At 68.9% G+C, this 14,284-nt stretch carries 13 protein-coding genes; 7 read left to right on the top strand and 6 right to left on the bottom strand.

What is annotated here, in order from left to right:
* Window positions 1-3: 3 nt before the first annotated feature.
* A complete protein-coding gene (locus AC2D10_RS11425) occupies window positions 4-1,014 on the bottom strand; it encodes a LacI family DNA-binding transcriptional regulator (RefSeq protein ID WP_484707804.1) in 1,011 nt (336 codons plus the stop codon).
* A gap of 198 nt (window positions 1,015-1,212) precedes the next feature.
* Here AC2D10_RS11425 and AC2D10_RS11420 point away from each other — a divergent pair, with 198 nt between their 5' ends.
* The gene (locus AC2D10_RS11420; RefSeq protein ID WP_484707803.1) at window positions 1,213-7,245 is read left to right on the top strand and encodes a GH92 family glycosyl hydrolase; all 6,033 of its coding nucleotides are present in this window, start codon (window positions 1,213-1,215) and stop codon (window positions 7,243-7,245) included.
* A gap of 193 nt (window positions 7,246-7,438) precedes the next feature.
* Here the strand turns inward: AC2D10_RS11420 and AC2D10_RS11415 are convergent, their stop codons facing one another.
* Both AC2D10_RS11415 and AC2D10_RS11410 read right to left on the bottom strand, forming a co-directional pair.
* A complete protein-coding gene (locus tag AC2D10_RS11415) occupies window positions 7,439-8,344 on the bottom strand; it encodes a lytic polysaccharide monooxygenase (RefSeq protein ID WP_484707802.1) in 906 nt (301 codons plus the stop codon).
* A 67-nt stretch (window positions 8,345-8,411) separates the two neighbouring features.
* On the bottom strand, window positions 8,412-8,861 hold the full coding sequence (locus AC2D10_RS11410; RefSeq protein ID WP_484707801.1) for a hypothetical protein: 450 nt from the start codon (window positions 8,859-8,861) through the stop codon (window positions 8,412-8,414).
* A 231-nt stretch (window positions 8,862-9,092) separates the two neighbouring features.
* On the opposite strand from AC2D10_RS11410, the gene AC2D10_RS11405 reads away from it, so the two are divergent.
* Window positions 9,093-9,515, top strand: coding sequence for an NUDIX hydrolase (locus tag AC2D10_RS11405; RefSeq protein WP_484707799.1), 423 nt, complete (start codon window positions 9,093-9,095; stop codon window positions 9,513-9,515).
* Window positions 9,516-9,537: 22 nt separating this feature from the next.
* Here AC2D10_RS11405 and AC2D10_RS11400 read toward each other — a convergent pair whose 3' ends face one another.
* Both AC2D10_RS11400 and AC2D10_RS11395 read right to left on the bottom strand, forming a co-directional pair.
* Complete coding sequence (locus AC2D10_RS11400) at window positions 9,538-10,020, bottom strand: aminoacyl-tRNA deacylase (RefSeq protein ID WP_484711847.1); 483 nt, start codon at window positions 10,018-10,020, stop codon at window positions 9,538-9,540.
* Window positions 10,021-10,031: 11 nt separating this feature from the next.
* Complete coding sequence (locus tag AC2D10_RS11395; RefSeq protein ID WP_484707798.1) at window positions 10,032-10,535, bottom strand: DNA helicase; 504 nt, start codon at window positions 10,533-10,535, stop codon at window positions 10,032-10,034.
* 145 nt (window positions 10,536-10,680) lie between these two features.
* Between AC2D10_RS11395 and AC2D10_RS11390 the strand changes: the two genes are divergently transcribed.
* Both AC2D10_RS11390 and AC2D10_RS11385 read left to right on the top strand, forming a co-directional pair.
* Window positions 10,681-11,238: a peptidylprolyl isomerase gene (locus AC2D10_RS11390; RefSeq protein ID WP_484707796.1), complete on the top strand. Its 558-nt coding sequence runs from the start codon at window positions 10,681-10,683 to the stop codon at window positions 11,236-11,238.
* Between the two features lie 21 nt (window positions 11,239-11,259).
* Window positions 11,260-12,147 carry a rhomboid family intramembrane serine protease gene (locus AC2D10_RS11385; protein ID WP_484707793.1) on the top strand — a complete coding sequence of 296 codons (888 nt, stop codon included), beginning with the start codon at window positions 11,260-11,262 and terminating at the stop codon, window positions 12,145-12,147.
* Window positions 12,148-12,294: 147 nt separating this feature from the next.
* Here AC2D10_RS11385 and AC2D10_RS11380 read toward each other — a convergent pair whose 3' ends face one another.
* On the bottom strand, window positions 12,295-12,534 hold the full coding sequence (locus tag AC2D10_RS11380) for a cell division protein CrgA (RefSeq protein ID WP_484707792.1): 240 nt from the start codon (window positions 12,532-12,534) through the stop codon (window positions 12,295-12,297).
* An 89-nt stretch (window positions 12,535-12,623) separates the two neighbouring features.
* Here AC2D10_RS11380 and AC2D10_RS11375 point away from each other — a divergent pair, with 89 nt between their 5' ends.
* The 3 genes from AC2D10_RS11375 (at window position 12,624) to AC2D10_RS11365 (ending at window position 14,264) form a co-directional block, all read left to right on the top strand.
* The gene (locus AC2D10_RS11375) at window positions 12,624-13,418 is read left to right on the top strand and encodes a class E sortase (RefSeq protein ID WP_484707790.1); all 795 of its coding nucleotides are present in this window, start codon (window positions 12,624-12,626) and stop codon (window positions 13,416-13,418) included.
* A 61-nt stretch (window positions 13,419-13,479) separates the two neighbouring features.
* The gene (locus tag AC2D10_RS11370; RefSeq protein WP_484707788.1) at window positions 13,480-13,635 is read left to right on the top strand and encodes a hypothetical protein; all 156 of its coding nucleotides are present in this window, start codon (window positions 13,480-13,482) and stop codon (window positions 13,633-13,635) included.
* Window positions 13,632-14,264 carry an anthranilate synthase component II gene (locus AC2D10_RS11365; protein WP_484707786.1) on the top strand — a complete coding sequence of 211 codons (633 nt, stop codon included), beginning with the start codon at window positions 13,632-13,634 and terminating at the stop codon, window positions 14,262-14,264. The genes AC2D10_RS11370 and AC2D10_RS11365 overlap by 4 nt, the downstream gene beginning before the upstream one ends.
* Window positions 14,265-14,284 lie beyond the last annotated feature (20 nt).

The raw sequence follows: 14,284 nt of genomic DNA, 5'->3' as shown, positions 1-14,284 counted from the left end.
GGCTCAGCGCGCGGTCGACCGCCGTGCGATCAGCTGCATCGGGATGACGACGCTCTCGTAGGCACGGGTGCGGTCTCCGAGCCGCGCCACCGCGAGCCGGGCGGCCTGGCGTCCGAGTGCTTCGACGTCGCCAGCGACGACGCTCACGCCCAGCACCTGCGCCCACTCGGCCTCGTCGAAGCCGATCACCGCGGGCGGGGGAGTGCCGGCGTCGGCGATCTCCTCCATGACACCCAGCAGGATGCGGTTGTTCCCGGCCACGACCGCGGTGGGCGGATCGTCGAGCGCCAACAGTTCGCGGGTGCAGGCCCGCGACGACGCCACATCGTGCGCGTCGGTGCGCAGCAGGTCGCGCCAGCGCACGTCGGCGTCGTCGAGCACGTCGCCCATGCCGGCCAGGCGCTGCCGATACGTGGGCAGCCACGCGTAGTCGCCGATGAAGGCGATGCGCTGGTGCCCCGCGTCGATCAGGTGCCGCGCGGCCAGGCGGCCACCCTCGCGGTTGTCGAACACCACGGAGTCGGCCGCGAGATGCTCGGGCGGACGGTCGACGAAGATCACCGGGATGCCGCGGGCCTGCAGCTGCGCGTAGTCGGCATGATCGGTCATCGCCGACACCGTGATCACGGCGGTGGTCTGACGATCGGCGAGGTCACGCGCCACGCGCTGCTCCTGTTCGGCGGACTCGCGGGAGTTCGCGACCGAGAGGTGCATGCCGCGTGTGCGGATCTCGTCCTCGATCGCCTGCGCGAGCGCCGAGTAGAACGGGTTGGTGAAGTCTCCGGTGATCAGTCCGATCGAGTCGGCCAGGCGACCGCTGGCCAGCAGGCTCGCGGCGGCGTTGCGCTGATAGTCGAGAGCGGCGGCCGCGGCGAGCACGCTCGCGAGCGTCTTCTCACTCACGTACGACTCGCCGCCGAGCGCGCGGGAGGCGGTCTTGAGGCTCACGCCGGCGCGTGCGGCCACCTGCGCGAGAGTGGGCCGCGGCATCGCGGAGTCCTCTGGTCGATTCATGCGTTCCCCTGATCGCCATCCGGATCGGATAGCTCATTATGTCGGCTCGCGCTCGCCGCGATGCAGCGGTGACTCTTCCGTCTCCGCGGTTCGCTGTGATAGCGTCCTCAGCATATGACAGCGATGTCATAAATCTGCGCGATGCCCTAAGAATCACGCAGACCGACGACACACTGCAGTGGAGTTCAAGGAGCAAGCATGAGGGTCCCCAGCCCCACCACCGTTCGATCCGCCCGCCGATCCTGGGTCGCCGCCGGCGTCGCCGCGACCGTGGGCCTGGCGATGCTGACGCCGATCTCGGCCACGGCCGCCCCGGCAGCGGGGACCTTCGCGTCGTCGTTCGAGTCCGCCGACGCAGCTCCCGTGCTCACCGGCACGGGAGAGGCCGTCAACGTGACCGGCAGCCGCTTCACCCCGGGCAGCATCCTCGGCGACGTGACGGCGGTCACCGCATCCGCCGAGAACTCCCCGAATGAGGTCGCCGCCTCCGTGGCCGACGGCAACGCGTCGTCGAAGTGGCTCGCCTTCACCAACGCCGCGTGGGTGCAGTACCAGCTCGATGAGGCGCAGCCCATGGTGCGGTACACCCTGACCTCGGCGAACGACGCCTCCGAACGCGACCCTGCTGACTTCCGCGTGCAGGCGTCCGACAACGGCACGGACTGGATCACGATCGACGAGCGCTCCGGCGAGCAGTTCTCGGGCCGCGGCGAGACCCGCACGTTCGAGCTCGAGACGCCCAGCGAGCCCCACCTGTACTACCGACTCGACGTTCTGGCGACGAAGACTCCGACGGCGAACATCGTGCAGCTCGCCGGCTGGGAGCCGATTGCGGTCGACGGCGCCACACCGGAGCCGGCTGACCTCCTGCTGAAGATCGGCAACGGGCCGACGAGCTCCGACACCGCCAAGACGGGCGTCGGCTTCACAGGCACCCAGGCGCTGCAGTACAACGGTCGTCACCTCGACGCCGGGCCCGCCTCGTCGACGAGCGTGCTGTACGACGGCGTCGACATCGCGGTCGCGGAGGACAGCGAGCTGTCGTATCTCGTGTTCCCCGAGCTCGACGGCGAGCAGACGTACGCGGCGACCTTCGTGGCCGTCGATCTGACCTTCGACGACGGCACGGCGCTGTCGACCAGTGGGGCCGTCGACTCCTACGGCTACGGCGCGAACGCCCGCCAGCAGGGTCAGGCCAACGTGCTGTGGCCCAACCAGTGGAACAAGGTCACGGTCGACCTCGGCGCGTTCGCCGGGCGCACTGTCAGCGACATCCGACTCGCCTACGACCACCCCGGCTCTGAGGTGAAGGGCGTCGAGGTGCCCACCGGCCAGACCGCATTCGGCGGATGGCTCGACGACGTCGAGATCGGCACCGCCGAGCAGCTCGACACCTCTGACGGACTCGTGTCGTACGTCGACACCCGTCGCGGCACCAACTCGACCGGCGGCTTCTCGCGCGGTAACAACCTGCCGGCGACCGCGTGGCCGAACGGCTTCAACTTCATCACCCCGATGACCAACGCCGACAACGTCGGCACGATCTACCAGTACCAGCGGGCGAACACAGCGCAGAACCTCCCGGCGCTGAACGGCATCGGCTTCTCGCACCAGCCCAGCATCTGGATGGGGGACCGCAACCAGATCGCGGTGCTCCCCGCCGCGAACGCGAACCCGACGTCGTCGCTGAACGACCGCCGGCTCACGTTCCACCACGAGAACGAGACCGCGCGTCCCGACATCTACGCGGTGGAGTTCGACAACGGCATCAACACCGAGGTGACGGCGACCGATCACGGCGCGATATACCGCTTCGAGTTCACAGGCGACGACAGCTCCGTGCTGATCGACCAGCTCGTCGACGACTCCAAGCTCACCATCTCGGGCGACACCGTCTCGGGCTGGGTCGACGGTGGGTCCGGCTGGCCGGGCCGCACGCGCATGTTCGTGCACGGCACCTTCGACCGTCAGCCGACCACGGCCGGCGCCACGACCGAGGGCGACCGCAACGACTCCGCGCGCTACGCGGCTTTCGACACCAGCACCGACCGCACGGTCGAGCTGCGCCTGTCGTCGTCGTTCATCTCGCAGGACCAGGCCAAGGCGAACCACGGTTTCGAACTCGACGGCGTCTCGTTCGACGAGGCCCATGCCGCCGTCCGCGACGCGTGGAACGACCGCCTCAGCGTCGTGCACGACGTGAAGGGCGCGACCGACACGCAGCTCACCACGCTGTACTCGAGCCTGTACCGCCTGAACCTGTACCCGAACTCGCAGTTCGAGAACACGGGCACCGAGGCCGACCCCGAGTACAAGTACGCCAGCCCCGTGTCGGCGACCAGCGGAGCCGCGAGCGACACGCAGACCAACGCGGCGATCGTCGACGGCAAGATCTACGTCAACAACGGGTTCTGGGACACCTATCGCACGGCCTGGCCGCTGTACTCCCTGCTCTACCCCGAGGTGACCGAGGAGCTCGTCGACGGATTCGTGCAGCAGTACCGCGACGGCGGGTGGATCGCCCGCTGGTCCTCGCCCGGCTATGCCGACCTGATGACCGGCACGAGCTCCGACGTGGCGTTCGCCGAGGCGTACCTTGCCGGCTCGCTCAGCACCGAGACGGCACTGGAGGCCTACGACGCGGCGGTCAAGAACGCCACCGTGCTCCCGGCATCCAACGCCGTCGGCCGCAAGGGTCTCGGGCAGTCGATCTTCCTCGGGTACACCGAGGCGACGACGCACGAGAGCGCGTCGTGGGGTCTCGAGGGCTACATCAACGACTTCGGCATCGCCGAGATGGCGAAGGCGCTGGCCGAGGACCCGAACGTCCCGGCCGAGCGGGTCGCGCAGCTGCAGGAGGAGGCGACCTACTTCGAGGCACGTGCCGAGCACTACGTCGAGATGTACAACCCCGAGGCGGGCACGTTCACCTCGCGCAACGCCGACGGCACCTGGACTTCGGGCGCTGAGTTCGACCGCAAGGCCTGGGGCGGCGCCTTCACCGAGGCATCGGCCTGGACGTTCGCGTTCCACGCCCCGCACGACGTCGACGGACTGGCCGCGCTCTACGGCGGGCGTCAGGGACTCATCGACGAGATGCACGAGTTCCTCACCGTGCGCGAGAAGGCCGACTACTCCGGCATCCACGAGGCCCGTGAGGCACGCGACGTGCGGCTCGGGATGCTCGGGATGTCGAACCAGATCGCGCACCACATCCCATACGTGCTCGCCGAGGCCGGTGACCCCTCGGGTGCGCAGGAATTGATCCGAGACATCCAGGACCGGCTGTTCGTGGGCTCCGACATCGGCCAGGGCTACCCGGGCGATGAGGACAACGGCGAGTTCTCGGCCTGGTACCTGTTCTCGGCTCTGGGCTTCTACCCGCTCGAGGTCGGGTCAGGCGACTACACGATCGGCACGCCGCTGTTCGACAGCGCGACGCTCTCGATCGGTGACCGCGACCTGGTCATCAACGCGCCCGGCGCTTCGGCGGGCAAGGACTACGTCGCCGGCGTCAGCATCAACGGCGAAGCCATCACCGAGACCACCTTCGCCGGCGACCTCGTGCGCGAGGGCGGAACGCTCGACTTCACGATGAGCGACACCCCCTCGACCTGGGGCGCAAAGGATCTCGGTGAGCAGCTCGAGGTGCCCACCACGCTGGTGGATGCCACGAAGCCCGGCCGCGGCGCGCTCGCGGCGACCGACGGCACCCCCGTCGGCTCGCTGGTCGACGACAACATGAACTCGACGGTCTCGTTCCCGGGCAAGACGGCCGAGCTGGTGTGGACCTCGCAGTCCGGACCCGTCTCGATCGGCCAGTACACACTGACCAGTGCGGCGAAGGCGGATGCCCCGTCGAGCTGGACCCTGGAGGGATCGATCGACGGCGCCACGTGGACCGAGATCGACAGCCGCGACGGCGAGACCTTCGCCTGGGATTCCCAGACGCGGCCGTTCACCTCGGCGAGCAGCGACGGCTACACGAGCGTCAAGCTCACGCTGACGTCGGCCAGCGAGACGCTGTCGCTGTCAGAGGTCGAGCTGTTCGCCTCGGCATCGACGGCTGCGGGACTCTCGATCTCGGCAGGACCGGCGCAGCGCGTGCAGGTCGACACCGAGTTCACCGGTCAGCTCGCCACCATCGTCGGGACCGAGACGGATGCCGCGGGCTACACCGTCACGGTCGACTACGGCGACGGCACCGAACAGACCGACGTCGTGCTCGCGAAGGACGACCTGGGCGGATGGCAGGTGAGCGCTCCGCACACCTTCACGGCTCCGGGCACCTACTCCGCGGTCGTCACGGCGCGCGACTCGAGTGGCGCGGTGGCGCAGACCACGGCCACGGTCACGGTCTTCCGCGACGAGACGCTGGTGGGCGCGTTCAACAACGTCTGCATCGGCGACCTCGGAGTGACCGCGGCGAACTGCGACTCGCAGGGCCACGGCTACTACCGCGACAAGCTCGCCGCCGACGGATTCGTGCAGGGCGAGACCCTCACGATCCCGGGTTCGGAGCTCACGTACGATCTGCCGGCGGTGGCACCGGGTGCGCCCGACAACATCACCGGGGAAGGTCAGACCGTGCGCTTCTCGCTCGGAGACGGCGCGACGCAGCTGGCGTTCATCGGCACAGCGACCGAGAGCAACCGCGACTCGGAGGCCGTGCTGCACTTCACCGACGGCAGCACGCAGACGGTGACGATCAGCCTGGGCGACTGGGTCGGGGCATCCGGCAACCCCTACAAGGGCAACACGGTGCTGACGATCTCGGAGGGCCGGCTCTCCGGCACGGGCGCCGAGAGCGGCGGAGCGAAGAACACCGCGATCTACTCCACGGCCCCGATCACCCTCGACGTCGACGAGAGCGGCGCGGCGAAGATCGTCGAGTCGCTGACCATGCCGACCGAGCAGGGATCGCTCGGCGACGGACGCGTGCACCTGTTCGCGATCGCCTCGGACGGCGACCGCTCGGCCACGACGCCGCTGAGCGTCGAGGCGGGCACCGTCGACGGACAGATCACGGGTGAGGCCTTCGAGGCCACGCTCGCGACGGTCACTGGCGGCGCCGGCGATGCCACCGCGGTCATCAACTGGGGTGACGGCTCGCCCGTCTCCTCCGTCGACGTCACCGACGGTCGGGTCACGGCGGGTCACACGTACGCCACGGCCGGCACCTTCACGGTGACGGTCACGGCAGACGACGGTGTGCAGTCGGCCGATGCCGCACTGCAGATCGCGGTCGAAAACCCCATGCCCGAGTACGAGCCGACGATCGTGGCTCCTGCCGAGGCACGACCGGGCGACACGGTCGAGATCACCGGCACCGGGTTCGCTCCGAAAGAGAAGGTCTCGATCCGCATCGACGATGAGGAGCCGGTGACCGTGACGTCCGATGCGGGCGGCGCGATCCGGGGCGACATCGTCGTGCCGAACGATGCGGTCGACGGCGATCACCCCGTGGTGGCGCTCGGCGACGTCTCGAACGTCGAGGCACGGGCGTCACTCCGGGTGACCGCCGAGACCACGGCGCCGCAGAGCACCTCGGTCACGATCAGCGCGGGCACCGAAGACCCGGTGGCCGGCGAGACCGTCGCCCTCACCGCCACGGTGAAGCCGGCAGATGCGGCGGGCAAGGTCGAGTTCGTCGAGGGCGAGACGGTGGTCGGATCGGCCACGGTCACCGCCGGGACCGCGACCGCCGAGGTGCTGATCGCCACGTCGGGCGCGCACACCTTCGTCGCACGGTTCGTGCCGGCGGATGCGGCGGAGTTCACCGCCTCGGAGTCGGCGCCGCTCACCCTCGACGTCCGCGGAACCCCGGTGCTCGAGGCTGAGTTGGTTCTCGATGCCGGCACCGTGGTGCAGGGTGGCTCGCTGGAGGTCACCGGGCGCGGATTCGGTGCGGGCGAGGTCGTCACGATCACGCTGCACTCCGACCCGATCCGCCTGGGCGAGATCACGGCCGACGGCTCAGGCGGGTTCCGCACCACGGTCACCGTGCCGACCTCGGCTTCGGTCGGCGCGCACACGGTGATCGCCGATGGCACCGACTCCGGTCTCAGTGCCGAGGCGGCGCTGACGGTGACGGCCGCGAACGGCGGAGGCGGGGGTGACGGCCTCGCAGGAACCGGTGCCGCCGTGCCCGTCGCGCTGATCGCGCTGCTGCTCCTGCTGCTCGCCGCCGGTGGAGTGCTGGTCGTCCGCCGACGCCGCGTGGAGTCCTGACCCCGGGTCATCCGCACACGAACCGCCCTCTCCGTTCACGCGGGGAGGGCGGTTCGCGTCGGTTCGGGGTGTGTGTGCCGGCGGCGGCGGCGTGCGCGGTGCGGAGGAGATTCACACTGCGGAGGGCCGATTCGCGGCATCCGTCCTCCGCAGGGCAGATCTCCTCCGAAACGCGAGGGTGGATGCTGCGCGGTCAGTGCCTGTGCGCAGGTTCGGCGGCGACGGGCTCCCACAGTGAGCGGGCGGTGATCCACGTCGGATCGCCCCAGCCCCGGTGGGCCTGCACCGCGCGATAGGTCACTCCGTCGTGCTGCACCTGGTCACCGCGGCTGTAGCTCGCGGTCGGCGACCAAGCGGTGATGCCCGCAGCGGGGGTGGTCGACGTCGTCGGCGTTGGCGTTGGCGTCGGGGTCGGGGTCGGGGTCGGCGTCGGAGCCGTGACCGGAGCCACCGGGCTGACTGGCGTGACGGGAGCCACCGGAGCCACGCCCCCGGACCCCTGGATGTCGATGTCGATCGTGTTGTAGAACGCATTCGCGGTGTCGGCGACATCCCACACGGCGTAGATCACGTGATACCCGGTGTGATCCGCCGGGATGTTCAGCGTGTGCACGGTCGACTTCAGCGGAACTCCCCCGCCGGCGTCGAAGCTCGCCAGCGGTTCGAAGTCCGCGCGGTCGAGGCCGTCGTTCTGATCCCATCCCTGCGTGGTGATGTAGTAGCTCCACTTCGCGGTGCGATGCGCCGCCGTGAGCGACCAGGCCACCTGCACGGGCCCGTGCTGCACGGGATTCTTCGCCCACCGGGTCGACGACTGCTCGTCGAGCGTGCCGCCGAAGAGTCCACCGGCCGATGCCAGCTTCCCGTCGCCGGGACCGGTGGCGGGGAATCCCTTCGGCGCCTCGAGACTCTGTGGCTCGAACTGCACGGCCCCGCGATCGGTGTTGGCGGCCCACGCCGCGCGCGAGATGAGAGACGACGCCGACCCGCCGACGAAGCCGTGTGCCGAGGCGGAGGGTGCGGGGGCGGCCAGGAGGCCGACGGCGGCGATGCTGGCCACCGCGAAAGACGCGAATCCGATTCTGGGGAGAGTTGTCATGCCCCCAGAGATAGCGGCCGGGTCATCCTCCCGCGTCGAGCGACCCGATATACAGCATCCTCCGCTTTCAGCTGGTTGCGAGCCGAATCCGTTCGGTCAGGGTCTTGCGGTTCGCGGCCGTGAGCTCCAGCACGGCGTACGACGTCGGCCACATCGTGCCCTCGTCAAGGTTTGCGATCGGCTCGAACCCGAACGTGCCGTAGCGGACCTTGAACTTGCTCGCGGGCTGGAAGAAGCAGAGCACTTTGCCGTCCTTTCCCCATCCGGGCATCCCGTAGTAGGTGCGCGGCATGAGCTCGGGGGCGACCTCCATGACCAGCTCGTGCAGGCTGGTGGCCAGTGCGCGGTCGCCCTCGTCCGGCAGCTTGGCGATCGCTTCCTTGAGGTCGGCCTCGCCTGCCGCGCGCTGCTCCTCGGGGGTCTTCTTCGCCCGTGAGCGCTTGGCCTTCGCCTCTTTCGCCGCGGCCTGCATGGCCTCGCGCTCCTCGGCGGTGAAGTTCTTGGTGTCCTCGGCCATGACGGCTCCTCTCGATCGTGTGCTCTGTGGCCAGCGTACGGAGCCGAGGCCGCGCGGTGCTTCTCGATTCGTGATCGACCGCCGCCACCCGCGCGGCAGGTGTCACATATGGCCGCATCCCGCGCGCTGATGCGGCCGTTCGCGTCCCCTGCCGCGAGCAGCAAAACCCCGCCCGCCCACACCGCCGACATGCGGCCAGATCCGCGCCACCAGGCGGATAGTGTGTGGTGCATGGACCTGCGTGTCGCGGCATACGCGGTCGTCACCGATGACGACGACCGGCTGCTGCTCGCGCGCTGGACCGAGGGCCGTCGCGTGGCGTGGACGATGCCCGGCGGCGGGCTCGAGCCGGGGGAGTCCCCGGAGGATGCTGTGCGCCGCGAGCTCCGGGAAGAGACCGGATACACGGTCAAGGTCGGCGAGCTCCTCGGCATCCACTCGCGGGTGATCCCGGCGACCCGACGCGTGCAGAAGGCGGCGGAGCCCCTGCACACGCTGCGCATCGTCTACCGCGCCACCGTGACCGGGGGGAAGCTGCAGTTCGAGACCGACGGGTCGACCGATATGGCGGAGTGGTTCACGCTGCCTTCCGTCGCCGGCCTCCAGCGCGTCAAGCTCGTCGACATCTCGCTGCGGATGGCCGGACTGCTCTGACCGTCGGTGCAGGGGACGCGGGTCAGTCTCGCGCCTGCTCCGGCACGGAGATGTCCGCCACAGTCGCCCCGTACGCCGCGATGAGATCGTCGGCATCGACGAACAGGCTGTACCCGTGCGCTCCGGCGCCCAAGGCGATCCGCTGCCCGACGATCGTCTCGTCGGCGTAGACCGGCCAGTCCGTGGTGCTGCCGATCGGCACGATGGTGCCGCGTTCGTATCCGGTCGCCGCGAGGGCGAGCTCTGCTTCGGGCAGCCGCAGCTTGTTCACGCCGACGACCGCCCGCAGTTTGGGCCAGGAGATCGAGCGACCCCCGGGCACCAACGCGAACAGGTAGGTGTCGTCTGCCCGCTTCACCACGAGCGTCTTCACGATGCTCGACGGGTCGATGCCCAGCAGCTTCGCCGCATCGAAAAGACTGCCGGCCTCGGGACGCTCTCTGATCTCGATCGAGAGGTTACGTTCCGCGGCGGCAGTCTTCACCCGCGCATGCGGGTCATCGATGGGGTCGACGCTCACGCGTCGGGTGCGTTGAGCGGGTCGTCCGCGACCCAGAGCTCGTCGTCGGCGCGCAGCGTCTGCCATGCGGCGTAGAGCACGCCGACAGCAGCGGCAGCACCGAGCACGATGGCGACGATGGAGCCGAGGCCGGGGCCCGTCTTCTTGGGCGGGGCGACCGCCTTGCGCGCCTTGGAGGCGATCTGGTGACGCTTGGTGTTCGCGACGTCCCACGCGGTCAGCGCGGTGCCGACGACTCCGCCGACGATCGGGACGACCTTGTCATCCACGACGTGCTTGCCGAGCTTGACGCCGCGGTCGACGACCGGGGCGACACGGTGGTCATAGGCGTGCTGAACAACGGGCACGACCTGCTCGCGGCCATAGCTGCCGAGCTGGCGTCCGGCCTCTCGGGCGACGTCTGCGGCATTGCCGACCAGCACCTGCTGGGCCTCCCAGAGCTGGTTCGCGTCCTTCTGAAGACGACGCAGTTGCTTCTTCCGCTTACGGCTGAGGCTCACGATGCTCTCCTGTCGATTGGAGTACGGGTTCCCCATCTTGCCAGACGAGGCTGGATGACGGGCGGGAATCGCTGACCCCTTGACTTCTCCTGCCAGATGCATGAGATGCAGGGCGCACACACGCAGGCTCTGCGAGAATGGATCCATGCCTCACGCTTCTCACGTCGCTACCATGCACACCAACCACGGTGACATCGTCATCAACCTCTTCGGCGACCACGCCCCGAAGACGGTCAAGAACTTCGTCGGCCTCGCCGACGGCACCCAGGAGTGGACCGATCCCGCCACGGGCAAGCCCGGCGAGGGTCCCCTTTACACGGACGTCGTGTTCCACCGCATCATCCCGAACTTCATGATCCAGGGCGGCGACCCGCTCGGACAGGGCGTCGGCGGCCCCGGCTACAACTTCGACGACGAGATCCACCCGGAGCTCAACTTCAACGCGCCGTACATCCTCGCGATGGCCAACGCCGGCCTGCGTCGCAACGCCATCACCGGCAAGGCCGAGGGCACCAACGGCTCGCAGTTCTTCATCACGACCGACCCGACCCCGTGGCTGCAGGGCAAGCACACGATCTTCGGCGAGGTCGCCGACGACGCGTCGCGCGCTGTCGTCGACGCGCTGGGCGCCGTCAAGACCGGTGCGGGCGACCGTCCGGTCGAGCCGGTCGTGCTGCACTCGATCGACATCGTCGCGGCCTGACACCCGTCTTCGCCGATCCGGATGACGACGCCTGAGTTCGCGAGCAACCGCGACAACTTCTGTTACCGGCATCCGGATCGGCAGAGCTTCGCTCTCTGTCAGCGCTGCGGGCGCACCATCTGCGGTGAATGCCAGACGCCGGCCGCCGTCGGCGTGATCTGCCCGGAGTGCATGAAGGCGGATCGCCAGAACCGCACGCCCGCGCAGAAGCGCGCCGCGCGGCGTTGGGGGAGCGGTTCGACCCTCGTCGCCTCACGCAGCGGCAAGCCGGTCGTCACGTATGCGCTGCTCGCGATCACATCGTTCATCGGTCTGCTGCAGCTGATCCCCGGCATCGGTGACCAGATCACGCAGGCGCTGCTCTTCGCGGCGCCGTATCTCTACCCGAGCCTGTCGCTGTACCCGTTCGAGCCGTGGCGTCTGCTCACGGCCGTGTTCGTGCACGGCGGGTTCATCCATCTCGCGCTGAACATGCTCGCCCTGTGGATGCTGGGGCAGAGCCTCGAGCCGCTTCTCGGCCGCGCGCGCTTCCTCGCGCTGTACCTCATCAGCGGTCTCGGCGGCTCGGTGATGGTCGCCGTGCTCGATCCGACGACCGCGACGGTGGGCGCCTCGGGCGCCATCTTCGGCCTCATGGCGTCGCTGCTGATCATCGGCCGCCACATCGGCGCCAACGTCACCGGGCTGCTGGTGATCCTCGGGGTGAACTTCGCCTTCGGCTTGTTCGTCGGCGGCATCGCCTGGCAGGCGCACCTGGGCGGAGCGATCGTCGGTGCGCTCGTCGCGCTGATCCTCACCCGCACGAAGCGCCCGGAGCAGCGGATCTGGCAGATCGTCCTGCTCGCTCTGACGGTCGTCCTGTTGATCGTCATCGTCGCCTTCGTGCCACCGCTGATCATTTTGTCCTGATCGAGGGTTGTTAACAGGGTTATCCCCCCTGTGAATAACACCGGTGTAATTCTCCCCAGGCTGTGGAGAGAACTGTGGATAACTTTTGGACGAACGCAGAAAGGCCCCTCGCGATGCGAGGGGCCTTTCGAATGTCGGGGGCGAGCGTCAGCGCCAGCGCGTGGTCATCAGGAACCCGATGAGGGCGATGCCGAGACCGATCGCCAGGTTCCAGTTGCCGAGGCCGGGGATCGGGATGGTGCTTCCCGAGATGTAGAACACCAGGATCCAGATCAGCCCCAGCAGCATGAAGCCGATCATCACAGGCTTGAACCACACCGCGTTGGGTGCGGCTTCGCCTTCTGCGCGCTGGACGGCAGGGTCTTCGCTCTTGGGTTCTCGGGCCATGCCGACAGTCTACCCACGACACCCTTCCGAACTCGATGCCGGATGCCGGCAGAAGGCCTGTGTCCAGCACCGCGCGGTAGGATCGCGCCATGACTGCATCCGTCGCCCCGGGGGAGCGACGCTCGCACCGTGCTCGGCCTCGCACCCGTGCGACGTTCGCGAGCGTGCTCGGCGAACTGCTGCTCACCGTCGGCGTCCTCGTGCTCCTGTTCGTGGCCTGGCAGATGTGGATCGGCGACATCATCATCGCCGCGCAGAAGAACGAAGAGGGTGCGGCGGTCTCGGAGCAGTGGGCGCAGGCCCCGCCTCCCGAGCTGCCACCGGTGGTCGCCACGAACGACGGCGAGGTCATCTACGCGCCGGTCGTCCCGAAAGTGCCCGCCGACACCGAGAACCTCGGCCAGATGCGCATCCCGCGCTTCGGCGCCGACTACAACTTCGGCATCTACGGCGGCACGACCCGCGCGCGCACACTCGACGACCTGGGCATCGGCGTCTACACGAACTCGAAGATGCCCGGCGAGCCCGGCAACTTCTCGATGGCCGGACACCGCACGACCTGGGGCAAGCCGTTCAACCAGCTCGACAAGCTGCAGCTGAACGACGCGATCGTGGTCGAGACGCCCGACGGGTGGTTCACCTACCGGTTCCGCACGCTCGAGTACGTCAAGCCCTCGCAGACCGAGGTGCTGGCCGACGTGCCGCAGCTGCCCGGCGTCGAGACGGGCGAAAGCTACATCACGCTCACCGCCTGCTCGCCGCTGTACTCGCTCGCCGAGCGCATCGTGGCCTACGGCGTCTTCGAGAGCTTCCAGCCGCGCGCCGAGGGACCCCCGAAGGCACTGACCGAACCGCCGCCGCCGCCGGCCGCGCCCTCGGTGTAGGGGCGGACGCCATGCGTGTGGACAGTGACTTGCTTGTGATCCGCGAAGAGGGAGAACGCTGATGTACGCCGCACTCTGGCGCCTGCTGCCCGGACCCTGGTGGGTGCGGTTGTTCCTCGTGCTCGTCCTGGTGACCGCCGTGCTGTACGGCCTGTTCTTCTACGTCTTCCCCTGGGTGAGCCCGCTGATCACACCCGGCGAGGTTGATCTCGAATGACCCGCGTGCTCGTGGTCGACAACCACGACAGCTTCGTGCACACGCTGGTCGGGTATCTCGAAGAACTCGGCGCCGTCGTCACCCTGATCGAGTCGGATGCGGTCGATGCCGACGCCCTCGCCGCGATGCTGCCGACCTTCGACGCGCTGCTGCTCTCGCCCGGACCGGGAGCCCCGGCCGATGCGGGCGTCTCGCTCGACGCGGTGCGCCTCGCGGCGGAGGGAGGGATGCCGACGCTCGGCGTGTGCCTGGGGCATCAGGTGATCGGCGCGGCCTTCGGCGCGGAGGTGACCGAGGCCCCGGAGCTGATGCACGGGATGGTGTCGGCCGTGACGCACGACGGTCGAGGGCTCTTCGCGGGGCTGCCGTCCCCGGTCTCCGTCGGCCGGTACCACTCGCTGGCGCTGGCCGAGAGCGACCTGCCGTCGGAGCTGGTCGTGACAGGCCGCACGTCGAGCGGCACGGTGATGGGCATCGCGCATCGGAGCCTGCCGATCGTCGGGGTGCAGTTCCATCCCGAGAGCGTGCTCACCGAGGGCGGCTATCGCCTGCTCGCGAACTGGCTCGACTCGGTCGGCGACACCGCGGCGGTCGCGCGATCAGCTGACCTGCATCCGCTGTCGGTCTGACCCCATGGCTGGACTGCCTG

The sequence above is a fragment of the Microbacterium sp. PI-SA-G genome (genome assembly GCF_057215335.1).
Note: the sequence above shows the minus strand (reverse complement) of the source record. Positions and strands in the feature narration are given on the sequence as shown.